The sequence below is a fragment of the Zobellia russellii genome (genome assembly GCF_018728565.1).
Classification (GTDB): Bacteria; Bacteroidota; Bacteroidia; order Flavobacteriales; family Flavobacteriaceae; genus Zobellia; species Zobellia russellii.
The window spans coordinates 24425-49308 of sequence record NZ_JACSOI010000013.1; the positions used below are offsets into that span (position 1 = coordinate 24425).

Consider the following 24884-nt stretch of genomic DNA (forward strand, 5'->3'; position numbering starts at 1 on the left):
GGGCGTTCTTTTTTAATAAGAAATAGATTCTAAAAGAGCTTTCTCTTTACAATTTCTGATTTTTAAAATAGCTTCTTTATCCTGTATTGTACCTTCAATAATATATGTTTTGCAGGGTGTAGTCTTTGTTTGGCTATTGGAAAAATCTACATCGCCGTTTCTTAAGATGTTGGCGATGTCTACTGTATCTATTTGTTTTTCGCTAAATAAACGGCTTACGTCATCAGAATAAGACATTGGCTTGGAGCGAATGTCCTTTAGGGTCCTGCAGTTGGGAAAATAGCAAAATTCCGTACCTGTTTCTTTTGATTTTTTCTTCAGAAAAAACGTTAAGAAAACAATTCCGATTGATAGTCCAATGAGGTAAAAACCTAAACGTTTTAAAAAATCCATGGTTTGCTATTGCTGAAGTTAGTTTCCTGTGTTTTAAGTTAAATTGTGAATTTAAATTGTCACTAATTCTTAAAACGGTGGCAAAAATAGCAATAAACCGTCTATTTATGGGGTCTATGCTTTGAGTATGTTCAAAAAGTCTTTAAAAAATTAAAAAGTTGATGTCACTATACTGTAAATCAAACCATTCACCAACGGATTTATTGGTTAATATCCCGTGGTACATGTAAAGTCCGTTTCTTAGTCCTTTATCAAACCGTAGTGAATTCTCCAATCCGCCATTTTCTCCTAATTCAAGCAAATAAGGAGTGAAAATATTACTGATAGAAAGTGTTGCCGTTTTTGGATAGCGAGAAGGAATGTTAGGCACCCCATAGTGGATTACTCCAAATTTCTCAATAGTGGGTTTGTTGTGGGTGGTTACGGAACTGGTTTCAAAGCATCCGCCCATATCAATACTTACGTCAATAATAACCGCGCCTTTTTTCATATGCTCTACCATGGAGCTGGTAACGACCACAGGTGATCGGTCTTTGCCGCGTGTAGCACCAATGGCTACATCACATCTTTTTAATGATTTTAACAGGTTCTTAGGCTGAATGGTAGATGTGTATACTGTTTGTCGTAATTTGGATTGGATGCTACGCAATTTTGAAATTGAATTATCAAAAATTTTGACATTGGCACCAAGTCCTAATGCAGACCGCGCGGCAAATTCACCAACGGTGCCTGCTCCAATTATAACTACTTCTACTGGGGGTACGCCACTTATATTTCCAAACATGAGTCCGTTACCGTCATTGGTGGCTGCCATTATTTCTGAGGCTATCAGAACTGAAGATATACCCGCTATTTCACTCAGTGATCGTACGGCTGGATATTTGCCATCTTCATCACGAATGTATTCAAAAGCTATGGCGGTAATTCGTTTTTTGGCCATTTTTTCAAAATAGGCCTTGCTTTGTGTTTTAATTTGTAAAGCAGAAATGATGGTAGCTTGTGGGTTCATCATTTCAATTTCCGATAGAGTAGGTGGTTCCACTTTCAATAAAAGTGGGCAGGAAAAAACCTTTTTTGTATCGCGGGTTATTTCTCCACCAGCATTTGTGTATTCTAAATCTGTATAATTAGCGCCGTCCCCAGCACCTGACTCAATTAGGACCCTGTGCCCGTTAGAGGTTATGGCGTTAACCGCATCTGGGGTAAGACAAACACGTTGTTCTTGATACTGGTTCTCTTTTGGGATTCCTATAAAAAGTTCGCCCTTTTGGCGAAGAACTTCTAGGGTTTCCTCTTGTGGAAGCAATTGCTGTTTGCTAAAAGGAGAAGAAGGTTGGTTCATAGTTTTTACGTCTAATCGTGTAACACGCGATTAACAGTAAAAATACGATATTTTGATGAATTTTAAGTGATAAGTCGCTTTACAATCCTGCAAATTTAGTCCGAAATTAAAATTTTAAGTGAAGCCAATTGTTTACTCGGTCCTGCACTTGCTTAAAAGTGGATTCCATACTTCCTGTGGATAATTTAGGGTCTGCTGCATCCGGTGTAGATTGGTAATCGGAAGAAGAATTATTTGCAGTTTCAGATGAAATAAATTTATCTAGTTTTTTATTGTCTGATCGAGCGGCTTGCTTTTTCTTTAAGGCCGTTAGTTCTGCCTCCATGGCTTCTAGGTCTATGCCGTGTACATATTTGTCATAGAGTTTAATTCGAATAAAATAAACTAATGGTATAACCACCATACAAACGGGAAGTAGCCATAAAATATTTCTTGTATCAATATATGTGTCGTCTGTATAAAAAACCTCAAAAATTTGAAAAGCGTACATTAATAAGGGTATCAGAATTATATGATACCACCAATGTTTACACGTTAAAAACCAAATAAATAACAAAGCAAGGGGGACTGTTTTTCCAAGTAGGAACCATGCATAGGTGTTTAAGTTTGCAAACCCGTTTCGGTCAACAGTAAGTCCGAATAAATTTATTGTTGCTTCGGGGTCAGTAGGAAGGTATTCGTGAAGCTTGAAAATAAATGGAGAAGCGGCAATGAAAAAAATAACGACAGATTCAACAATAAATCGTACTCTTATTTTTTTATTTTCAGGGGACTTTTTCATTGAAGCATCAATTCCTATATATGGGGTAACGAAAAAAAGGGTAATTTATTGATTACCCTTTTAAAAAAAACAATTTTTATTTTATTTCTATTTTTTTCTGTTCGAAGTGGTGATTTTACTTCTGTCTACAGATTGTCTGTTAGATACGGTAATCTTGCTTCTGTCTACAGATTTTCTATTTGTTGTAGTAATCTTACTTCTGTCTACTGATTTTCTGTTGGTTGTGGTAATTTTACTTCTGTCTACGCCTTCTTCATAAACTGAATCATCAGAAGCAACATCACTAGATTCACAAGAAACGGCTAAAAGAGATGCGCATGCTAAAAGTCCAAATACTAATTTTTTCATTTTCAGGGGTTTTAAGTTATTAAAGATTAATTAGTTATAGCGCAAAAGTAAGAGAAAAAACTCGCCAATGTACGTTTTTAAATGTTAAGGCTAAGCAATTTGTCCGATTTATTTTACACTTTAGCCAATTTAACAAGTTTCGTACAATAAAGTTGTACGAAAAACGATGTTTTCGACCAATGGTAAGATTTGTTTAAGAAATTTTCAAAAGTCGTGTATTTGGGTCTAGTATTTCAATGTGTATTTGGGTGCTGTTTTCAGGTAGGAAAGAGGAGATTTTTTCGGGCCATTCAATAAAAACCCACACATCTTGATTTAAATAATCTTCCAAACCCATGTCCAAGGCTTCAAGTTCATCGTTCAGACGATAAAAATCAAAATGGTAAGCCAATAATTCTCCTTCAAGGTTTTCATATTCATTAACAATACCAAAGGTTGGGCTGTTTCCGGCATCGGCGGCACCAAGCTGATTGGCAATGGCCTTTATCAATGTGGTTTTCCCTGCTCCCATAGGGGCATCAAAAAGAAGTACTTTGTCCGTTGCTTTTTCAATAACCGTTGCAGCAACATTTTTTATATCATTTTCGGTATAAGTGATATTCATAATCTTTACTAAGTTATTTTGGTAACAAAACTACAAACGGAATAATCATTTCTTCTAAAGAAATCCCCCCATGTTGGTAGGTGTTCCGGTAATAGCTAACATAATGGTTGTAGTTATTGGGGTAGGCAAAGAAAAGGTCATTCTTCGCGAATATAAACGAACTGCTCATATTAATACGTGGCAAATGTATCTGAGCGGGGTCTTTGGCGGCCAGGACATCCTTTTCTTCATAAGTGAGGCTTCTTCCTGTTTTGTATCTAAGGTTAAGGCTGGTTTCTCTATCTCCTATGACTTTTGATGGTTGCTTTACGTTAATTGTACCATGGTCTGTGGTGATAATCAACTTCATGCCCATTTGTTGTGCCTGTTGAATTATTTCTAATAACGGGGAGTTTTTAAACCAACTTTGGGTGAGGGACCTGTAGGCTTTGTCATTGCTGGCTAATTCTTTAATGACTTCCATTTCTGTTTTTGAATGGGAAATCATATCCACAAAATTATACACCAGTACAGTTAGGTCGTTGTCTTTCTGGGATTTAAAATTTTGGCACAGGTTTTTACCTTGTTTAAGTGTACTTATTTTATGGTATTCCCACTTTAAATTTAACCCTAGTCGTTTAATCTGCTCGCCTAAAAAATCTGCTTCGTGAAGGTTTTTGCCTCCCTCGTCCGTATCGTTTTTCCACCACTGAGGATGTTTTTTTTCCATTGCCATTGGGGTTAGACCGGAAAAAATGGCGTTACGGGCGTATTGCGTTGCGGTGGGCAGGATACTAAAATAAGATTCCTCCTTATTCTTTTTATAGAAGGAACTTACGGTGTCCTCAAACGCATACCATTGGTCATAACGTAAGTTGTCTATAACAAGAAGCAACGTGCGCGAATCTTTTAGTTCCGGTTGAACAAGTTCCTTGAATAGAGTGTGAGAGAGTACAGGCCCGTTACCCTCAAACCAATTTTGGTAATTTCTATCTACAAATTTTCCAAAATGGTTGTTGGCTTCGGTTTTTTGGGATTCCAGTATCTCGAACATGCTGCTGTCCTCAATATCTTCTAAGCGTAGTTCCCAATAGATTAATCGCTTGTAAAGGTCTACCCATTCCTCAACTGAATTAACCATAGAGAGGTCCATGGCAATTTTTCTAAATTCTTGCTGATAGTTAGATGTTGTTTTTTCTGAAACCAGGCGTGAGTGATCTAAATTCTTTTTTAGTGATAATAGAATTTGATTAGGGTTTACGGGTTTAATAAGATAATCGGCAATTTTGGAGCCAATAGCTTCTTCCATAATAAACTCTTCCTCACTTTTGGTAATCATTACCACAGGAATGGAGGAGTCCAGTACTTTTATTTCCCCTAAAGTTTCAAGGCCAGATATGCCGGGCATATTTTCATCTAGAAAAACAATATCAACTCTGGTTTGTTGTAATTCTTCCAATGCTTCTTGTCCGCTTTGGCTAGTGATTACATCATACCCTTTTCCTTGTAAGAATATAATATGTGGTTTGAGTAGGTCTATTTCATCATCTACCCATAATATGGTAATTTTATTCATTTAATAGGTCTGTTATTTCAATTTTAAATGGTGCAAAATAGCTTTCAACTAAAGAAATAGGACTCAAAAAATTAATTTACCCAGTTTATTACTTTGTCTTTTAACTAACTTTACCGCCGTGAACACTGCAAAGCAATCCTCATTTTGATAAACTCTAGAAAATTGAAAATTTTTAATGATCCAATTTACGGATTTATTACTATTCCCAACGGACTAATATTTGACTTGATCGGACATCCTTATTTTCAGCGTCTGAGACGTATTTCTCAAATGGGGTTATCTTATTTGGTATATCCTGGGGCTCATCATACGCGTTTTCATCATGCTCTGGGGTCAATGCATTTAATGCAGAAGGCTTTGCAAGTTCTTAAGTATAAAGGGGTAGAGGTTAGTGCGGCAGAGGAAGAAGGTTTGTGCATCGCTATTCTTTTGCATGATATAGGGCACGGTCCTTTTTCTCATGCTATGGAGCATAGTATTGTAGAAAGTACTGATCATGAACACATTTCTTTGCGGTTTATGGAGGCTCTTAATGAAATCTTTAACGGAAGATTAACGCTTGCCATTTCTATTTTTAAGGGGCAATATGAAAAACGCTTCTTAAATCAGTTAGTTTCAAGTCAATTGGATATGGACCGGTTAGATTATCTTAAAAGGGATAGTTTTTATACAGGGGTTGCCGAGGGTAATATTAATTCCGAACGATTAATTACCATGCTCAATGTGGTTGACGGTAATCTTGTAGTTGAAGAAAAGGGGATTTATTCTGTTGAAAAATTTCTAATGGCCAGAAGGTTTATGTACTGGCAAGTTTATTTGCATAAAACAGGAATCGTAGCCGAGCAATTATTGATACGTATTCTTAAACGTGCAAAAGAGATTATGCATGGAGGGCAAGTTGTGGTCTGTAGTGATGCCCTTCGGTTTTTTATGGAGAACCGAATTGAAAAACAGGATTTTGATGCGGATATTCTCAACACCTTTTCTAAATTGGACGATGTAGATGTGCTGGCCGCTATAAAATCATGGCAAGACCACCCGGATTTTGTGTTGTCCAAGCTTTGTGAGATGCTTATAAACCGTTGGTTTTTGAAAGTTAAACTTAAGAACAGTCCTGTTGACAGTAGTATTTTTAAAAAGCATTCCACACGGATAAAGGAAAAATATAACCTTTCGGACCAAGAAACCGCATATTTCGTGTTTAAAGGAAAAATTGAGAACAAGGCGTATGATCGTCATCATCAGAACATCAATATATTAAAGAAGAATAGGAGGTTGATAGATGTAGCCAAGGCTTCAGATCAGTTGAATCTAAAAGCGCTTTCAAAAACAGTTACAAAATATTATATCTGTTATCCCAAAGATTCTGTTTAACTATTTTTCTTACTTTTGTGCTCATGGTATTTACAGCAGGTCAAATTGCAGGTATTTTAGAAGGTGAACTACAAGGAAATCCAGAGGTTACCGTTCATAAATTGGCCAAAATAGAGGAGGGCGAAGAAGGAGCCCTAACTTTTTTAGCCAACCCAAAATATACTTCCCATATTTATACGACAAAAGCGTCCATTACAATAGTAAATAGGGATTTTGTTCCTGAGCATGAGTTAGTGACTAACCTTATTAAGGTAGACGATGCTTACGAAGCGTTTTCAAAAATATTGGAATTCTACAATCAGGTAAAGAACAACAAGATTGGTATAGAAGAACCCGTGTTCAAATCCGAAACGCTTACGTACGGTAGCGACTTTTACCTTGGAGCTTTTTCTTATATAGGAAATAACGTTACTATAGGGGATAATGTAAAGATTCATCCTAACGTATATATTGGCGATAATGTTTCCATAGGTAATAACGTAAGCATTTTTGCGGGAGCTAAGATTTATTCGGAAACGGTAATTGGGAATAATTGCGTAATCAATAGCGGTGTTGTTATTGGTGCGGACGGATTCGGTTTTAGTCCGGATAAAAATGGAGAGTATCAAAAAGTACCACAAACCGGTAATGTTATCCTAGAAGATAATGTTGATGTAGGTGCGGGAACTACTATAGATAGGGCAACACTAGGTTCTACCATATTAAGGAGAGGGGTGAAGCTGGATAATCAGATTCAGATTGCACATAATGTCGAAATAGGGGAACATACCGTTATAGCCGCTCAAACCGGAATTGCTGGATCAACCAAGATTGGAAGACGATGTATGATTGGTGGTCAAGTTGGTATTGTAGGTCATATTACCATTGGTGATAATGTAAAAATACAAGCACAATCGGGAATTGGCCGGAATATTAAGAGCAATGAAGTGTTGCAAGGGTCTCCTGCCCTGAACTACGGTGATTATAACAAATCGTACGTTTACTTCAAGAATTTACCGAAGATTTTAAATAGAATTGACGAACTGGAAAAAAACTACAGCGATCAATACAAGAATGAAACAGAGAACCATTAAAAAAGAGGTTATTCTAAAGGGCGTTGGTCTTCATACCGGTGCCGAGGTAACCATGAAATTTGTTCCCGCACCAGAAAATCACGGGTACGCATTTAAAAGAGTAGACCTAGAAGGTGAACCGATTATTGAGGCAGACGCCAATTACGTAATCAATACGCAACGAGGGACCAACTTAGAAAAAAGAGGGGTTAAAATCCAGACTTCGGAACATGTTTTGGCAGCTTTCGTTGGCTTGGAAGTAGATAACGTACTTATTGAATTAGATGCTCCGGAACCTCCAATTATGGACGGTTCTTCTAAATATTTTGTTCAGGCCATTGAAGAAGCCGGTATTGAAGAGCAAAATGCGGAACGTGAAGAGTACATTGTAAAAGATGTTATCTCTTTTAAGGATGAAGCAACTGGTAGTGAGATTACTGTGATACCATCGGAGGAATATCAAGTAACTACTATGGTAGATTTTGGAACCAAGGTTTTGGGTACTCAAAATGCAACTTTGGAGCGCTTATCAGACTTTAAAAGTGAAATATCCGAAGCACGAACATTCAGTTTTCTTCACGAGTTAGAAATGCTTTTGGAAAACGGACTTATTAAAGGTGGAGACCTTAATAATGCTATTGTATATGTAGATAAGGAGATTTCCGAAGAAACCATGAAAAAACTAGAAAAAGCTTTTGATAAGAAAAAGCTTTCTGTTAAACCTAATGGTATTCTGGACAACCTTACTTTGCACCAACCAAATGAGGCGGCACGTCATAAATTATTAGACGTAATTGGTGATGTTGCTTTGGCAGGTACACGAATCAGAGGTAAAATTATTGCCAATAAGCCTGGTCATTATGTAAATACCCAGTTTGCCAAGAAAATTTCAAAAATCATAAAATTAGAGAAACGTAATAAAGTTCCTCAATATGATTTAAATCAACCTCCTTTGATGGATATTCATCAAATTATGGATATGCTTCCGCATAGACCTCCATTTTTGTTGATTGATCGTATTTTGGAATTATCCGACACCCATGTGGTGGGAATGAAAAACGTGACCATGAACGAAAATTTCTTTGTTGGTCATTTTCCCGGAGCGCCTGTTATGCCTGGTGTTTTACAGGTTGAAGCCATGGCCCAAACGGGTGGTATTCTGGTTTTGAGTACGGTTCCGGATCCAGAAAATTATTTGACCTTTTTCATGAAAATGGACAATGTTAAATTTAAGCAGAAAGTACTTCCGGGAGATACGTTAACTTTTCACTGTAGCCTTATTACACCAATTAGAAGAGGTATCTGTCACATGCAAGCCTATGCTTACGCAAATAATAAATTAGTGTGCGAAGCAGAATTAATGGCGCAAATAGCTAAAAAGAAATAGAATGAATCAACCTCTTGCCTATATTCACCCGGGCGCAAAAATTGCTAAAAATGTTGTAGTAGAACCATTTACTACAATTCATAACAACGTAACGATAGGTGATGGTACTTGGATCGGTTCTAACGTAACCATAATGGAAGGAGCCCGCATTGGAAAAAATTGCAACATTTTTCCCGGTGCCGTTATTTCCGCTCCACCGCAGGATTTAAAATATAATGGAGAAGATACCATAGTTACCATTGGTAACAACACTACTATTAGGGAGTGTGCGACCATTCATAAAGGTACTTCTGACCGTAACAAAACCGTAATTGGTGAGAATTGTTTGATTATGGCCTATTGTCATATTGCTCATGATTGTATTGTGGGTGACAACTGTATTTTTTCCAATAATTCTACCCTTGCGGGGCATGTTACTATTGGAGACAATGTAATTCTTGCCGGTTTGGTTGCCGTACATCAATTTGTATCAGTGGGTCAACATGCGTTTGTAACAGGTGGTTCGTTGGTAAGAAAAGATGTGCCTCCTTTTGTAAAAGCGGCACGTGAACCTCTTTCTTACGTGGGTATCAATTCTGTGGGTTTACGAAGACGTGGTTTTCAATCGGAGAAAATTAGGGAAATACAGAATATCTATCGTATTCTTTACCAAAAGCATTATAACAATTCACAGGCCACTCAAATCATAGAGGCTGAAATGGAAGCTACTCCGGAAAGGGATGAGATTCTTCAGTTTATTAGAGATTCCCAACGTGGTATTATGAAAGGATATTTCAGCAATAATTAATCAAGGTTTTTAAGGTGCGTAGTTCAGTTGTTTATAAAAGAGCTACCATTGATAAAATCACACAATAAATAGCAAACTAGAAATGGCATCAACATCAGATATTAGAAAAGGACTATGTATTCGCTACAATAACGATATATACAAAATCATTGAATTTTTACACGTTAAACCAGGTAAAGGTCCAGCTTTTGTTCGTACCAAATTGAAGAGTATTTCCACTGGAAAAGTTTTGGATAATACGTTTTCAGCAGGTCATAAAATTGAGGATGTTCGTGTAGAGACACGCTCTTACCAGTTTTTGTATCCTGAGGGTGAAACCTATCATTTTATGAATACGGATGATTATAACCAAATAACGCTTCAAGAAAGTGCATTAGATGCTCCAGGGTTATTGAAAGAAGGTGAGGTTGTAAAAATTCTTTTCAATACGGAAGATAGTATGCCTTTATCCGTAGAAATGCCCGCTAGTGTTGTTCTAGAGGTAACGTATACGGAGCCAGGAGTAAAAGGAAATACGGCTACCAATGCTACCAAGCCAGCTAAGGTTGAAACCGGAGCAGAGGTAAATGTTCCTTTGTTTATCAACGAGGGTGATAAAATAAAAATAGAAACGGATAAAGGTACGTATATGGAGCGCGTTAAGGAATAAGCGCTATTCATTACTGACTTATATCGATTTTAAAAATACTAACTGATACTTTGCTCCTTTGAAATTTCCAAATCCTCAGCGCCTAAAGACTATTGCCTCCATAATTGATTGTGAATATGTGGGTGCGGACGATTTTCAGGTTTTGGGCATGAACGAAATTCATGTAGTTGAGAATGGGGATATTGTTTTTGTAGACCACCCTAAATATTACGATAAGGCTTTAACTTCAAAAGCTACTATTGTCTTGATAAACAAGAAAGTAGATTGTCCTGAAGGAAAAGCACTTTTGATTTCTAATGACCCTTTTCGCGACTTCAATAAGCTTTCGGTACATTTTAGACCGTTTGAAAGAGCGACTGCATCGGTTGCGGTTTCGGCAGAAATAGGAGAGGGAACCATTATTCAGCCCAACGTATTTATAGGTAACAATGTAAAAATTGGCAAGAACTGTTTAATTCACGCCAATGTCTGTTTATATGATAATTGCGTAATTGGGGATAATGTTAGTATTCATTCGGGTTCAGTTTTGGGAGGGGATGCCTTTTACTATAAAAACCGTCCAGAAGGGTTTGATAAACTAATTTCCTGTGGAAGAGTAGTTATTGAGGATAACGTTGACATTGGTGCGCTTTGCACTATTGATAAAGGTGTAACCGGTGATACAACTATAAAAAAGGGAACAAAATTAGACAATCAAGTACATGTTGGGCATGATACCGTAATAGGCGAAAAGTGTCTAATTGCTTCACAAACCGGAATTGCGGGTTGTGTAGTCATAGAAGATGAAGTTACGCTTTGGGGCCAAGTTGGTACCAACAGCGGGATTACCATAGGAAAAAAGGCGGTAATTATGGGGCAAACAGGAGTGACTAAATCCGTTGCTGGCGGTAAGAGTTATTTTGGTACACCCATTGAAGAATCGCGAGAAAAGCTAAAACAATTGGCTTATATTAAAAAAATTCCGTCCATTCTAAAAAAATTAGAAGAATAATATGCAGTCTAAGTTCAGATTTCATTTGTAAACCTATATTTTTGTCACATTAAAATAAACTAGAGAGTATATGAGCGTTTTAGTCAATAAAGATTCCAAGATAATTGTTCAGGGATTTACAGGTAGTGAAGGTACTTTTCACGCAGAACAAATGATAGAGTACGGTACCAATGTTGTTGGTGGTGTAACCCCTGGAAAAGGTGGTCAAGAACATTTGGGAAGACCTGTTTTTAACACGGTTGAAGAAGCTGTGGAGAAAGTAGGTGCAGATACTACAATTATTTTTGTACCGCCCGCTTTTGCTGCTGACGCTATCATGGAGGCTGCTAGTGCAGGTATTAAAGTAATCATTACTATTACAGAAGGTATTCCTGTTGCCGATATGGTAAAGGCTTCTAACTATATTAAAAATATGGATTGCCGTTTGGTTGGTCCTAACTGTCCTGGTGTAATTACTCCAGAGGAAGCTAAGGTAGGTATCATGCCAGGCTTTGTTTTCAAAAAAGGAAATGTTGGTATCGTATCTAAATCAGGCACGTTAACTTATGAAGCTGCGGATCAGGTAGTTCGCCAAGGTTTAGGTATTACTACAGCTATTGGTATTGGCGGAGATCCTATTATTGGAACTACAACCAAAGAAGCGGTTGAACTTTTAATAAATGACCCAGAGACTGAGTGTGTTGTAATGATAGGTGAGATTGGTGGTCAATTAGAAGCGGATGCGGCTAAATGGTACAAGGCAAGTGGTAGTAAAAAACCAGTTGTAGGATTTATTGCCGGTGAAACTGCTCCAGCGGGTAGAACTATGGGTCACGCAGGTGCTATTGTTGGCGGAAGCGATGATACAGCTCAGGCAAAAAAGAAGATTATGAGGGAGCATGGAATTCATGTTGTGGATTCTCCAGCAGAAATTGGTGTGAAAGTAAAAGAAGTTATGGGTTAATTCCCTTACGGATATAAGAATCCCGTTTTCGACTTATCGGAAACGGGATTTTTTTATAGCCCTTTTATAAAACAAAACTTATATTTGAAGTAGAACAAAGCAAATCTATATAGAGGATGAAATTGTTAGAAGGAAAAAATGCCATTATCACGGGTGCCAGTAGAGGAATTGGTACTGGTATTGCCCGAGTTTTTGCTGAAAACGGGGCCAATGTAGCTTTTACATACAGTTCAAGTGAAGCGCCTGCTTTGGCACTTGAGAAAGAATTGTCCGGTCTAGGGGTAAAAGCCAAGGCGTACAAAAGTAATGCGGCAAGCTTTGAAGCGGCAGAGCAATTGGTGGCCGGAGTTCTTGAAGATTTTGGAGGAATTGACATTTTGATCAACAATGCGGGCATAACCAAGGACAACTTGCTTATGCGTATGTCAGAAGCTGATTTTGATAGTGTTATAGAGATTAACTTAAAGTCCGTTTTTAATATGACCAAGGCGGTTCAACGTACCATGTTGAAGCAACGTAAAGGAAGTATTGTAAATATGAGTAGCGTGGTTGGTGTTAAAGGAAATGCCGGACAGACCAATTATGCGGCTTCAAAAGCAGGTATGATCGGGTTTACTAAATCCGTTGCTTTGGAGTTAGGTTCCAGAAATATTAGATGTAACGCTATTGCACCTGGATTCATCGAAACCGAAATGACGGATAAGCTAGATGAAAAAGTGGTTCAGGGCTGGCGAGATGGTATTCCACTAAAAAGAGGTGGCTCTCCTGAAGATATTGCAAATGCGTGTCTATTTTTTGCTTCGGACCTTTCGGCCTATGTTACCGGTCAGGTACTGAATGTAGATGGCGGCATGCTTACATAAGATATACTTTTAAGGGGAAGGCATGAGTCCTTCCCTTTAATTTGTTATAGCTTAAAAAGAAACTTCCTTAATGAATACCCAGACGATTCTTCTTATAATCTTAGCCGTAATAGTCTCGTTGGCGCTGGTGTTATTTCAGTATTACCATAAAAACAAACTTAGGAGCAAGCTAAGCATTGCGCTATCGTTTTTACGCTTTATTACGTATTTCTGCGGTTTTCTACTGCTTATAAATCCCAAGTTCACAAAAAACGAATACACAACGGAGAAAGCTAACCTTATAGTTTTGGCCGATAATTCTTCTTCGGTAGCCACGGCAAAAGAAGAAGTACATCAAACTATAGAAAATCTTAAACAGAGTGGAGCTGTTCAAAAACGCTTTGTGGTGGATACCTATAATTTTGGCAGCTTTTTAAAGGAAGGGGATAGTCTTTCCTTTAGAGAAAAGAATACGAATATTTCGCAGGCTCTGTCCGCCTTAAAAGACATATATGCCACTACAAATTCTGCTGTTGTTTTACTTACGGATGGTAACCAAACGTTGGGTCAAGATTATGATTTTAATAGTAGTGGCGGGCAATTACCCATATACCCTATAGCGGTTGGTGATACTACCCGTTATGAAGACCTTGCCATATCTCAGGTTAACACGAACAGATATGCTTTTCTCAAGAATAAATACCCGGTTCAAATTTATGTGTCCTATTCAGGAAAACGAGATGTCACGGTTCCGGTTCGTATTGCATTAAATGGGAAATCGGTTTTTAGACAAAACGTTTCATTTTCCAGTATCAATTCCAGTGAAGTAATCAACACATTGTTGAATGCAAATTCCGTGGGAACCAAAAATCTTAAGGTTACCATAGGAAACCTGGAAAATGAAAGAAATACGGCCAACAATAGTAGGGAAGTGGTAGTAGAGGTTATTGATGAAAAAACAAAAATAGCTTTGGTCTCTACTATTGTGCACCCAGATATTGGAGCGCTTAAAAAATCCATAAAAAGTAACGGTCAACGGTCAGTTTCTATCTTGAGTCCTACGGACGATTTAAGGAAGTTTGAAGGAGTAGACCTTTTTATCTTATATCAACCTGGCCCAAATTTTAAAGGCGTTTTTGATTATATCGAAAATACAAAGGCAAATACGTTCACCATTACAGGACCTAAAACCGATTGGAATTTTCTAAATAGTGCACAAAAAAGTTTTACAAAGAACAGCTACAATCAAACCGAAGAGGTTTTTGCGGTTACCAACTCCGGTTTTGGACTTTTTAACATAGCAGATTTTTCCGTGGAAAATTTCCCACCTCTTCAAAGTAGTTTGGGAGACATCGTATTACATGGAAAAAACGATATTTTGCTAACACAGCGCATCAAAGGAGTTGATTTGAACCAGCCTTTATTGGCTGTTTTTGAAGAAGGAAAAAAGAGAGATGCAGTACTTTTTGGAGAACATATCTGGAAATGGCGCATGCAGAACTACCGAAATGAACAGAGTTTTAAGAATTTTGATGATTTAATTGGGAAGCTAACGTTGTATTTGGCCAGTAATAAATCGCGAGAGCGACTAACCTTGGACTATGAAAATACATATACGGGAAGTGATGACGCCAGAATTTCCGCAACTTATTTTGATAAAACTTTTGTGTTTGATGCCAATGCGGAAATGCTTCTAAAGCTTAAAAATTCTGAAACCAAAATTACTTCCGAGATTCCTATGTTGTTGCGTGGTAATTATTATGAAGCAGATTTAAGTAATTTATCGGCTGGTAAGTATGATTTTACGGTTTCGGTTAAAAAAGAAAATCTATCAAAGTCGGGAAGTTTTACCATACTTGATTTTGATGTTGAAAAACAGTTTCTGTCTACTAACTATGAAAAACTACAACGTTTGGCCCAGAACACTGGCGGAAGCCTGTTTTATCCCAATCAAAATCAAGATTTAATACAAGATTTGTTAGGAGACGATAGGTTCCTTCCAACCCGGAAAAACAAGCAAAATGTTGTATCTTTGATAGATTTCGGACTGCTGTTAGGACTTATGGTTATTGCCCTTGCTGCAGAATGGTTTTTAAGAAAATATAACGGACTAATATAAATTACAATAAATGGACAAATTACCTAAGATTGCGTTACCAGTAATATTCGCTTTTATTTTTATTATCATTTTAATTTCAAAATCTGCGGTCACCATAGGTTCCGGTGAGGCAGGTGTGCTCTATAAAACTTTTGGTGGTGGTGTAGTAACGGATGAGGCGCCTTTAGGTGAAGGTTTTCATATTGTAGCGCCATGGAACAAGGTTTTTATTTATGAAGTAAGACAGCAAGAGGTTCTTGAAAAAATGAACGTATTGTCCAGTAATGGTTTGGATATTAAACTAGAAGCGTCTGCTTGGTTTGAGCCTATCCGTGGTGATTTGGGTAAGTTGCATCAAGAAAAGGGTGAGGCTTACGTGCAGAGAGTTTTGTTGCCTACCATACGTTCGGCCGCACGTTCTGTAGTTGGGCGCTATACACCTGAGCAATTATATTCCAGTAAGAGAGATGCCATTCAACAGGAAATCTTTGATGAAACTCAAAAAATTGTTTCCGGGCAATATATTCAGTTGAATGAAATATTGGTAAGAGATGTTACTTTACCGCCAACTATTAAAGATGCTATTGAGCGTAAATTAAAGCAAGAGCAAGAGTCCTTGGAATACGAGTTTAGATTGGTCACGGCTCAAAAAGAAGCGGAAAAGGTAACAATTGAAGCGCAAGGTAAGGCGGATGCCAACAGAATTTTAAGTGCTTCGTTAACGGACAAGATTTTACAGGATAAAGGTATAGATGCCACATTAGAATTGTCTAAGTCTCCTAATGCAAAAGTAATTGTTGTTGGGGGCGGAGAATCAGGGCTGCCCTTAATCTTAGGGAATAACTAATCTGTGTTAAGTAAAAGGTAGTTGCATTGTTTTTGTTTATTTTGGAACTATTCTTTTGAGAATTGAAAAATAGATTTTACTTTTACCTCATAATGAAAAACAGAACTACACATCATCATTTCCATATTCACGCTCTGGCGAGGTAGGAATGTATTGTAGTAGTGCAACATATTTAAAAACCCGTTTGAGCAATCAAACGGGTTTTACTTTTAGAGCTCTTTTGATGGCTTGAACATAACAAAGATGAAAATGACAAAAATTAGGATTGCTATTCAGAAATCAGGTCGGTTAAACGAAGATTCGCTTCAAATATTAAAGGATTGCGGGGTGTCTATCGATAATGGAAAAGACCAGTTAAAAGCCTCATCTAGAAATTTTCCTTTAGAGGTATTTTACCTACGTAATGGAGACATCCCTCAGTACTTAAGAGATGGTGTAGTAGATATTGCTATCATTGGGGAAAATGTGCTGATTGAAAAAGGAGAGGATATTGGTATTGTCGAAAAACTAGGTTTCTCAAAATGTAAAGTGTCTTTGGCGGTACCTAAATCGGTGAAATATAAATCGGTTCAAGATTTTGAAGGAAAGCGTATAGCTACTTCTTACCCTAATACAGTTCAAAAATATTTAGAAGGAAAAGGGGTGAAAGCAGATTTGCATATTATCAATGGTTCTGTGGAAATTGCCCCAAACATTGGTCTTGCGGATGGTATTTGTGATATCGTTTCTAGTGGAAGTACCCTTTTTAAGAATAACCTTAAAGAGGTAGAAATCATGCTTACCAGTGAAGCTGTTTTGGCCGTGTCACCTAATATTGACGAAGAAAGAAAGGAAATTTTAAAGAAACTTCAATTTAGGATAAAGTCGGTTCTTCAGGCACGCCAATCTAAATACGTATTGCTGAATGCACCTAACGATAAGTTGGATAAAGTATTGGAGTTGTTGCCGGGAATGAGAAGCCCAACAGTTTTGCCATTGGCGGAAGAAGGTTGGAGCTCGGTTCATACGGTAATCAATAAAGATAAGTTTTGGGACGTAATAGATGAGTTGAAACAGGCCGGTGCAGAAGGTATTTTGGTTTGTCCAATTGAAAAGATGGTACTTTAATTTTCCGGTATGACGGGCGATTTAAATTTAGAGTTAATTCCGTATGATAAAATGGAATCTGTTCTGCCTTTGATTTTTGAATTGAATCAAGGTAAACTTTCCGAGGAAATACTGAAAAGTCGTTTAAAGGATATGTTGGCCATGGGCGGATACCAATGTCTGGGAGTCTATGATAAACAAAAGTTGATTGCCTGCTGTGGTATATGGCTTTTACAAAAGTTCTATAAGGGCAAACACTTGGAGCTGGACAATGTATTTGTAAGTGAAGCATATCGTAGTAGAGGAGTTGGTAGGTTAATGATGGATTGGCTTTCGGAATACGGCAAAAGTATGGATTGTGCCAGCTTGGAGCTGAATTGCTACTTGCATAACGAAAAAGGAGTAAAGTTTTGGAAACGTCATGGTTTTGAGCCTTTAGGATACCATATGATTAAGAATTTAGAGTAAAGAAAATGAACAAAATATACAATCCGGATAGGGCAGAGTGGAGTGCTGTTTTAAAACGTCCAACGCAGACCGTAGCGGATATTGAACAGACGGTTGAAGACGTTTTTAAAGAAGTGCAAAGCAGTGGGGATAGCACTTTAAAGAAATACACTCAGAAGTTTGACGGTGTACTTTTAGAAGATTTAGTAGTTTCGGAAGAAGAAACCCAAGAAGCTTCTAAACTGGTATCGGAGGAGTTAAAGAAAGCCATCCAACTTGCCAAGAATAATATAGAGGTATTTCACAAGGCACAAAAAACCACAAAGGTTTCGGTACAAACTGCAAATGGGGTACAATGTTGGCAAGAAAAAAGACCTATTCAAAAAGTAGGACTTTACATTCCTGGAGGTACGGCACCTTTGTTTTCCACAATTCTGATGCTCGCTGTGCCCGCTACCATTGCAGGTTGTGAAGAATTAGTGTTGTGCTCTCCACCAAACAAAGAAGGTAAAATCAATCCTGCCATTTTGTACACCGCAAATTTATGTGGGGTAAAGAAAGTATTTAAGGTGGGCGGTATTCAGGCGATTGCCGCTATGACATTTGGTACGGAAAGCATTCCCGGAGTGTACAAAATTTTTGGACCTGGTAACCAGTATGTAACGGTTGCCAAACAGATTGCAACGAAATATGGAATTTCAATAGATATGCCCGCGGGACCCAGTGAGCTTTTGGTTTTGGCGGACGATTCTGCCAATCCAGCATTTGTTGCTTCGGATTTGTTGAGTCAAGCGGAGCATGGTGTAGATAGCCAGGTTATTTTGGTTTCCACTTCAAAAAACATGATTGATGCCGTAGAGAAAGAAGTGGAAAAACAACTGCAGGAACTACCTCGAAAAGATATTGCCGAAAAAGCCATTGCCAATAGCAAATTGATTTATGTTGCGGATAACCAAGCGGCAAACGATTTAATCAATGAATACGGTCCAGAGCATTATATTGTTTGTGTAGAAAACGAGGATTTCTTTATTGATAATATCAAGAATGCCGGTTCTGTATTTATCGGAAACTATACACCGGAAAGTGCGGGAGATTACGCTTCAGGAACCAATCATACTTTGCCTACCAACGGTTACGCCAAGCAATATAGCGGTGTTAATTTAGATAGTTTTATGAAGAGTATGACGTTTCAGAAAATAAGTGAATCGGGTATACAGGAAATTGGCAATGCAATTGAAATCATGGCGGAAGCAGAAGGACTTCAAGCCCACAAAAATGCGGTAACGCTAAGACTCAACAGTTTAAAGGGTGAATAGGTAGTTTTTTAATAAATGGTATATGGACAATTCAATTAAGACGTTCTTTTCGTTTTTAGTCAATAAGGATGAAAAAATTTTAACAAAGTTGTTTTTTTCCGTAATGGTCTTGATACTCATATTACTGTTAAACAACATTTTTGGATTTTCCTTTTATTACAACAGTGACAAGAAAATTAATCAGATTAAAGAGGTCAATTTAGTTTTAAATGATAACGATATTTCTAATGAGGTTCGAGATGGTTTACTGGCTCTGAGGCACGATATTCTGTATCGTAAAGATATTTTTGAAAAAATTGGAGAGTTAAAATTAAGAAAAAATACAAGTCAGGCTCAGGAGAATTATATAAAATCAAGTACTCATAAGGTCTTGAATTTTTTATCATCCTCGTGGTATTTTATTTTGGTTGTAGTGATATTTCTAGTCAAATCGTTTAGGACTAGAGATTTTAGTTTGGTCAATGTGTTGATATCATTGTTTTTTGGATTAATGATTTTTGGGGTTTGTTTGGCCTTATATTTTATAATGGATTTAATTCCTATAATTTACTCTAAAATGATATGGTTGAACTACGTACTGAATGCGTTAGTATTATTAATAATATTTTATCCATTGATAAAGTTGGATTATGAAAATAATTTTAAGTAAGATTATCTATTTTGGATAGAGATTTATAAAATGAAAGAAAAATTCAATATACAAAACCTGATTCGGGAAAACGTAAAAGGCTTGAGTCCGTATAGTTCCGCTCGTGACGAGTATGTTTCGGATGGCTCGGATATGGTGTTTCTAGATGCCAATGAAAACCCGTTTGAAAACGGGGTAAACAGATATCCGGATCCGCAACAAAGAGGTTTAAAATCGGTATTAGCGGAACAGAAGGGTATTGCTGTGGAGAATATCCTTTTAGGAAACGGAAGCGATGAAGTACTGGACTTGATTTTCAGAACTTTCTGCGAGCCCAAAATAGATAACATTATTTCCTTGCCTCCCACTTATGGCATGTACAAAGTGCTGTCCGGAATAAATACGGTAGAGAATAGAGAAGTTTTGTTAATAGATGATTTTCAGCCAGATGTAGATGCTATTTTGAATGCTGCAGATGAGCACTCCAAACTGTTGTTCCTATGTTCGCCTAACAATCCTACCGGCAATATTTTTAAGGACGAAATCATGGTGGATTTATTGAATAAGTTCAATGGTCTGGTTGTAATTGATGAAGCATATATTGATTTTTCAGGAAGCGAAAGTTGGGTGACAAGATTATCGGAATTCCCCAATCTAGTGGTTACGCAAACGCTTTCTAAGGCGTACGGTATGGCCGGAATTCGTTTAGGAATCTGTATTGCTTCTAAAGAAGTTATAGCGGCAGTGAATAAAATTAAACCGCCTTATAATGTCAATGAGCTAACGCAACAGAAGGCGCTCCAAAGGGTCCTGGATACAAGCGCGGTCAGAAGTGAAGTATCCAATATTTTAAGTGAAAGGGAGCAATTACTTAAAGCGTTACATGAAGTGTATTATGTGAAGCAAATCTATACTTCCGATGCCAATTTTGTGCTCGTAAAAGTAGATGATGCCACCAAAAGATACGATCAACTATTGAAGGAAGGTGTGGTTGTACGGAACAGAACAACGCAGCCATTATGCGAAAACACCTTGCGGTTTACAGTGGGTACACCAACCGAAAACAAAAAATTAATTGAAGTATTAAAAAAGCTAATCTAAACCAATAGCTCAAGAAACTCATACCATGGCGAAGAAAGTTTTATTTATAGATAGAGACGGTACAATAATAAAAGAAACCGTAGATGAGCAGATAGATGCATTTGAAAAAATGATTTTCTATCCTAAGGCATTTACGTTTTTAGGTAAAATAGCCAAAGAATTAGATTATGAATTGGTTATGATTACCAATCAAGACGGCTTGGGAACGGATGTTTTTCCGGAAGATACGTTTTGGCCGGTACATAATTTTATCTTGAAGTCTTTTGAAAACGAAGGAGTCGTTTTTGACAAGGTCTTTTTGGATCGCACGTTTCCTCATGAAAACGCGAATACTAGAAAACCGGGTACAGGTTTGTTGACGGAATATTTTTCCGAGGACTATGATTTAAAAAACTCATTCGTAATAGGTGATCGGTTAACGGATATTGAGCTGGCCAAAAACCTAGGTTCAAAAGGTATTTTTATAAACGATGAAACCAATTTGGGTACGGGTGAAATTACGGTAAAGCGTGAAGAACTGGATTCTGTCATTGCTTTGGAAAGTAATGATTGGGAGAAGATATATGAGTTCTTGAAATTGGAGGAGAGAGCATCGGAAACGCATAGAAAGACCAATGAAACTGATATTTACATTAACCTAAACCTAGACGGAACGGGTAAGAGCGATATAAAAACGGGCTTGTCTTTCTTTGATCATATGTTGGACCAATTGGCTCGTCATGGTCAAATGGATTTGGAAATAAAGGTAGATGGCGATTTAGAAGTAGACGAGCACCACACTATAGAAGATACCGCAATTGCCCTTGGAGAAGTCTTTCATACTGCTTTGGGTTCTAAAATGGGCATTGAGCGTTATGGTTTTTGCCTTCCGATGGATGATTGTCTTGCTCAGGTAGCCATAGATTTTGGCGGTCGCAACTGGTTGGTTTGGGATGCCGATTTTAAACGTGAAATGGTGGGCGATATGCCAACGGAAATGTTCTATCATTTCTTTAAATCCTTTACGGACGGTGCTAAGGCAAATTTAAACGTAAAGGCAGAAGGAACCAATGAGCATCATAAAATCGAAGCCATATTCAAAGCGTTTGCAAAAGCAATTAAAATGGCCGTAAAACGTGATGTTGAAAAAATGGTGCTACCAAGTACAAAAGGAGTTCTATAAAAATAGTAGCGAGTACTGATTGCAAAGTATTAAGTTTTCAATAGTCGCTTTGTTCTCATTACTTGATATTCAATGCTAAATAAATGAAAATAGTAATTATAAATTACGGTGCAGGAAATATTCAGAGCATCAAATTCGCTATTAAGCGTTTGGGCTACGAAGCTGTTCTGAGTAGTGATGTAGAGGAGATTCAATCTGCTGATAAAGTTATTTTTCCCGGTGTAGGCGAGGCCAGTAGTGCCATGACAAAATTGAGGGAAAGTGGTCTTGATAAGATAGTTCCAAATTTAAAACAACCTGTTTTAGGTATTTGTTTGGGAATGCAGCTTATGTGTCATTCTTCGGAAGAAGGCAACACCACCGGCTTAGGTATTTTTGATGTAGATGTGGTAAAGTTCAATAACGGGGTTAAAGTGCCGCAGATTGGTTGGAACCAGATAACAAATTTAAAGTCAGGGCTTTTCACAGGAATAGATGACAAAGAACACATTTATTTGGTACACAGTTTTTATGCACCATTATGTGAAGAAACCATAGCACAATCTGAATACGGACTAAAATACAGCGCTGCATTGGCCAAGGATAATTTTTACGGCACCCAATTTCACCCGGAGAAAAGTAGTGGTGTAGGCGAAAGGATTCTGGAGAATTTTCTTAATCGTATTGATTAATGAGTTTAGAGATTCTTATAATTAAACTGAAATTTATAGATTCTACTAACTACTAACTACTAACTACTAACTACTAACTACTAACTACTAACTACTAACTACTAACTACTAACTACTAACTACTAACTACTAACTACTTAATACCTTTTATAAAAAAATATGAGAATAATACCCGCAATAGATATCATAGATGGTAAGTGTGTACGTCTTTCAAAAGGAGATTACGACACCAAAAAAATATACAATGAGAATCCGTTAGAGGTAGCCAAGGCCTTTGAGGCACATGGTATTCAATATTTACATTTAGTAGATTTAGACGGCGCTAAGAGCAAGCATATTGTAAACCATAAAATTTTGGAACAAATAGCTTGTGGAACTACGTTGAATATAGATTTTGGAGGCGGACTCAAATCCGATGATGATTTGCGTATTGCGTTTGAGAGTGGTGCCAATCAGATAACCGGAGGGAGCATTGCCGTTAAGGATAAGGAAACCTTTTCAGGCTGGATTCAGACCTATGGTGCCGAAAAAATTATTTTAGGTGCCGATGCCAAGGATGAAAAAGTAGCGGTTTCAGGCTGGCAGGAAGAATCTACGGAAGAATTGATTCCGTTTATTTCCGAGTATCAAGAAAAGGGAATCGCTTATGTAATCTGTACGGATATTTCCAAAGACGGTATGCTAGAAGGTCCTTCTTTCGACTTATATAAAAAGATTTTGGAAGAATGTAAGGTTAATATGAGCGAAGTTGGTGGAAATGTTACCCAAGGCCTAAAATTGATTGCAAGTGGCGGAATATCAACTTTTGATGAACTGCCAAGACTTGCCGAAATGGGTTGTGAGGGAACAATCATTGGTAAAGCTATTTATGAAAATAGAATCAGCTTAAAGCAGTTAGAGGATTTTATCCTGCAAATAAGAGGTTAATCTTAAAGGGAGTAAACTAATGAACGGAGGAGTAGAGGTTTTTGAAATCCTTTTCAAAGTTCAAATTTTAAAATATGTTAGCAAAACGAATAGTTCCTTGTTTGGATATAAAAGATGGTAGAACGGTAAAGGGCGTAAACTTTGTTGATTTACGTGATGCCGGAGACCCAGTTGAACTGGCCGAAATTTACAGTAGGGAAGGAGCCGATGAGCTTGTTTTCTTAGATATATCGGCCACGGAACAAAAACGTAAAACCTTGGCAGATTTGGTATACCGTGTGGCGGAAAAGGTTAATATTCCGTTTACTGTGGGTGGTGGAATTTCTTCGGTTGAGGATGTGGATATTCTATTGCAGAATGGCGCGGATAAAGTATCCATTAATTCATCAGCGGTAAAAAATCCGCAATTGATCAATGACTTGGTTGCAAAATTTGGTTCGCAATGTATTGTGGTCGCCATTGATGCCAAACAAATTGATGGCGAATGGATTGTTCATTTAGTAGGCGGAAAAGTTCCAACCGAACGTAAATTGTTTGAATGGGCCAAAGAAGTTGAGGAACGTGGTGCAGGTGAAATTCTATTTACATCAATGGACCATGACGGTACCAAAGATGGTTTTGCCAACCAAGCTCTGAGTAAACTAAGTACGGAATTGAACATTCCTATAATTGCATCCGGAGGCGCAGGTAATATGCAGCATTTTACGGATACCTTTGTGGAGGGTAAAGCTGATGCGGCCCTTGCAGCCAGTGTTTTTCATTTTAAGGAAATCGGTATTAAAGATTTAAAAGAAGAATTAAAGGAAAACGGTATTCCGGTTCGGTTATAAAGTTTTTGGCTGATAAAAAATTACAGTGATGAAGAAAATAGGACTTATTGGAGGTATTACTTGGCAATCTACCCAGTTGTATTATGAGTTGTTAAATACCAAGGTAGCGGAGCTTCTAGGCGATAAAAATTCCTGTAGCTGCATTATTGAGTCCGTCAATTTTTCTGAAATATCTCATAAACAAGGTAAAGGCGATTGGGATTCGTTGCACGAAAAGATGTCCGATATAGCCATGGGATTACAAAATTCGGGAGCGGAAATACTTTTGATCTGTGCCAATACCATGCACCTGAGTGTCCCTAAAATAGAAGAGAAAATAGAAATACCGGTATTACATATTGCCGAAGTTGCAGGAGAAGCCGTTACATCTAAAGGGTGTAAAAAAGTACTGCTATTGGGAACCAAGTATACCATGGAGCTGGATTTCTATAAAGACATCTTGAAGAATAAGTTTGGTATAGAGGTATTGATTCCTTCAGCAGAAGACAGAGATACGGTTCATGGGGTAATTTATAATGAGCTCGCTAAAGGAATCATTAGCGAGGAATCAAAAAATAAATATTTAGATATTATTGGCAAGGCCAAAAAAGAAGGCGCAGAAGGCGTAATTTTGGGTTGTACCGAAATACCGTTGTTGATACAGCAAAAGGACTGTGATATTGCGGTAATAGATACTACTTTGGAACATGCGTACGCCGCGGTAAATTTTGCCCTTGCTTAAAA

25 protein-coding genes are annotated in these 24884 nt (G+C 37.6%); 19 read left to right on the forward strand and 6 right to left on the reverse strand.

Translation table 11 applies throughout. The annotated features are described in order from the left end of the window. Positions 1–12 precede the first annotated feature (12 nt). The 6 genes from H9565_RS19700 to porX all read right to left on the reverse strand — a co-directional run bounded on the left by H9565_RS19700 (position 13) and on the right by porX (position 5023). Entirely contained in the window at positions 13–393 is a 381-nt protein-coding gene (locus H9565_RS19700; protein WP_215442092.1) for a DUF4258 domain-containing protein, read from the reverse strand. A 142-nt stretch (positions 394–535) separates the two neighbouring features. Then, the gene (locus H9565_RS19705; protein WP_215442093.1) at positions 536–1735 is read right to left on the reverse strand and encodes an alanine dehydrogenase; all 1200 of its coding nucleotides are present in this window, start codon (positions 1733–1735) and stop codon (positions 536–538) included. A gap of 106 nt (positions 1736–1841) precedes the next feature. After that, the gene (locus H9565_RS19710) at positions 1842–2225 is read right to left on the reverse strand and encodes a hypothetical protein (protein WP_215442094.1); all 384 of its coding nucleotides are present in this window, start codon (positions 2223–2225) and stop codon (positions 1842–1844) included. 378 nt (positions 2226–2603) lie between these two features. After that, positions 2604–2864: a hypothetical protein gene (locus H9565_RS19715; protein ID WP_215442095.1), complete on the reverse strand. Its 261-nt coding sequence runs from the start codon at positions 2862–2864 to the stop codon at positions 2604–2606. A 193-nt stretch (positions 2865–3057) separates the two neighbouring features. After that, complete coding sequence (gene tsaE / locus H9565_RS19720) at positions 3058–3468, reverse strand: tRNA (adenosine(37)-N6)-threonylcarbamoyltransferase complex ATPase subunit type 1 TsaE (RefSeq protein ID WP_215442096.1); 411 nt, start codon at positions 3466–3468, stop codon at positions 3058–3060. A 13-nt stretch (positions 3469–3481) separates the two neighbouring features. Further along, positions 3482–5023: a T9SS response regulator signal transducer PorX gene (gene porX, locus H9565_RS19725; RefSeq protein WP_215442097.1), complete on the reverse strand. Its 1542-nt coding sequence runs from the start codon at positions 5021–5023 to the stop codon at positions 3482–3484. Positions 5024–5167: 144 nt separating this feature from the next. Between porX and H9565_RS19730 the strand changes: the two genes are divergently transcribed. The 19 genes from H9565_RS19730 to H9565_RS19820 all read left to right on the forward strand — a co-directional run bounded on the left by H9565_RS19730 (position 5168) and on the right by H9565_RS19820 (position 24882). Beyond that, a complete protein-coding gene (locus tag H9565_RS19730) occupies positions 5168–6397 on the forward strand; it encodes an HD domain-containing protein (protein WP_215442098.1) in 1230 nt (409 codons plus the stop codon). A gap of 23 nt (positions 6398–6420) precedes the next feature. Then, complete coding sequence (lpxD, locus tag H9565_RS19735; protein WP_215442099.1) at positions 6421–7470, forward strand: UDP-3-O-(3-hydroxymyristoyl)glucosamine N-acyltransferase; 1050 nt, start codon at positions 6421–6423, stop codon at positions 7468–7470. Beyond that, a complete protein-coding gene (locus H9565_RS19740) occupies positions 7451–8836 on the forward strand; it encodes a bifunctional UDP-3-O-[3-hydroxymyristoyl] N-acetylglucosamine deacetylase/3-hydroxyacyl-ACP dehydratase (protein WP_215442100.1) in 1386 nt (461 codons plus the stop codon). Before lpxD ends, H9565_RS19740 begins: the two co-directional genes overlap by 20 nt. Position 8837: 1 nt before the next feature. Further along, positions 8838–9623, forward strand: a complete 786-nt coding sequence (gene lpxA, locus H9565_RS19745) for an acyl-ACP--UDP-N-acetylglucosamine O-acyltransferase (RefSeq protein ID WP_215442101.1) — start codon at positions 8838–8840, stop codon at positions 9621–9623. 82 nt (positions 9624–9705) lie between these two features. Then, positions 9706–10272 (forward strand): elongation factor P, encoded by a 567-nt coding sequence (gene efp / locus H9565_RS19750; protein WP_215442102.1) that lies wholly within the window; start codon positions 9706–9708, stop codon positions 10270–10272. 58 nt (positions 10273–10330) lie between these two features. Continuing rightward, positions 10331–11263: a UDP-3-O-(3-hydroxymyristoyl)glucosamine N-acyltransferase gene (locus H9565_RS19755; protein ID WP_215442103.1), complete on the forward strand. Its 933-nt coding sequence runs from the start codon at positions 10331–10333 to the stop codon at positions 11261–11263. 70 nt (positions 11264–11333) lie between these two features. Further along, on the forward strand, positions 11334–12206 hold the full coding sequence (sucD, locus tag H9565_RS19760) for a succinate--CoA ligase subunit alpha (protein WP_215442104.1): 873 nt from the start codon (positions 11334–11336) through the stop codon (positions 12204–12206). Positions 12207–12322: 116 nt separating this feature from the next. Continuing rightward, positions 12323–13069, forward strand: a complete 747-nt coding sequence (gene fabG / locus H9565_RS19765; protein ID WP_215442105.1) for a 3-oxoacyl-[acyl-carrier-protein] reductase — start codon at positions 12323–12325, stop codon at positions 13067–13069. A 70-nt stretch (positions 13070–13139) separates the two neighbouring features. Then, the gene (locus H9565_RS19770) at positions 13140–15167 is read left to right on the forward strand and encodes a VWA domain-containing protein (protein ID WP_215442106.1); all 2028 of its coding nucleotides are present in this window, start codon (positions 13140–13142) and stop codon (positions 15165–15167) included. A gap of 10 nt (positions 15168–15177) precedes the next feature. After that, on the forward strand, positions 15178–15993 hold the full coding sequence (locus H9565_RS19775) for a prohibitin family protein (protein WP_215442107.1): 816 nt from the start codon (positions 15178–15180) through the stop codon (positions 15991–15993). A gap of 249 nt (positions 15994–16242) precedes the next feature. Next, a complete protein-coding gene (gene hisG, locus H9565_RS19780; RefSeq protein WP_215442127.1) occupies positions 16243–17100 on the forward strand; it encodes an ATP phosphoribosyltransferase in 858 nt (285 codons plus the stop codon). 9 nt (positions 17101–17109) lie between these two features. Beyond that, on the forward strand, positions 17110–17547 hold the full coding sequence (locus H9565_RS19785) for a GNAT family N-acetyltransferase (protein ID WP_215442108.1): 438 nt from the start codon (positions 17110–17112) through the stop codon (positions 17545–17547). A gap of 5 nt (positions 17548–17552) precedes the next feature. Then, positions 17553–18842 carry a histidinol dehydrogenase gene (gene hisD / locus H9565_RS19790; RefSeq protein ID WP_215442109.1) on the forward strand — a complete coding sequence of 430 codons (1290 nt, stop codon included), beginning with the start codon at positions 17553–17555 and terminating at the stop codon, positions 18840–18842. Positions 18843–19521: 679 nt separating this feature from the next. Continuing rightward, the gene (gene hisC, locus H9565_RS19795) at positions 19522–20571 is read left to right on the forward strand and encodes a histidinol-phosphate transaminase (RefSeq protein WP_215442110.1); all 1050 of its coding nucleotides are present in this window, start codon (positions 19522–19524) and stop codon (positions 20569–20571) included. 25 nt (positions 20572–20596) lie between these two features. Then, positions 20597–21733 (forward strand): bifunctional histidinol-phosphatase/imidazoleglycerol-phosphate dehydratase HisB, encoded by a 1137-nt coding sequence (gene hisB / locus H9565_RS19800; protein WP_215442111.1) that lies wholly within the window; start codon positions 20597–20599, stop codon positions 21731–21733. Between the two features lie 83 nt (positions 21734–21816). Then, positions 21817–22404 carry an imidazole glycerol phosphate synthase subunit HisH gene (hisH, locus tag H9565_RS19805; protein WP_215442112.1) on the forward strand — a complete coding sequence of 196 codons (588 nt, stop codon included), beginning with the start codon at positions 21817–21819 and terminating at the stop codon, positions 22402–22404. Between the two features lie 159 nt (positions 22405–22563). Further along, positions 22564–23331 (forward strand): 1-(5-phosphoribosyl)-5-[(5-phosphoribosylamino)methylideneamino]imidazole-4-carboxamide isomerase, encoded by a 768-nt coding sequence (gene hisA, locus H9565_RS19810; protein ID WP_215442113.1) that lies wholly within the window; start codon positions 22564–22566, stop codon positions 23329–23331. 74 nt (positions 23332–23405) lie between these two features. Next, positions 23406–24161, forward strand: a complete 756-nt coding sequence (gene hisF, locus H9565_RS19815; RefSeq protein WP_215442114.1) for an imidazole glycerol phosphate synthase subunit HisF — start codon at positions 23406–23408, stop codon at positions 24159–24161. 28 nt (positions 24162–24189) lie between these two features. Next, on the forward strand, positions 24190–24882 hold the full coding sequence (locus tag H9565_RS19820; protein ID WP_215442115.1) for an aspartate/glutamate racemase family protein: 693 nt from the start codon (positions 24190–24192) through the stop codon (positions 24880–24882). The last annotated feature ends 2 nt before the right edge of the window (positions 24883–24884 follow it).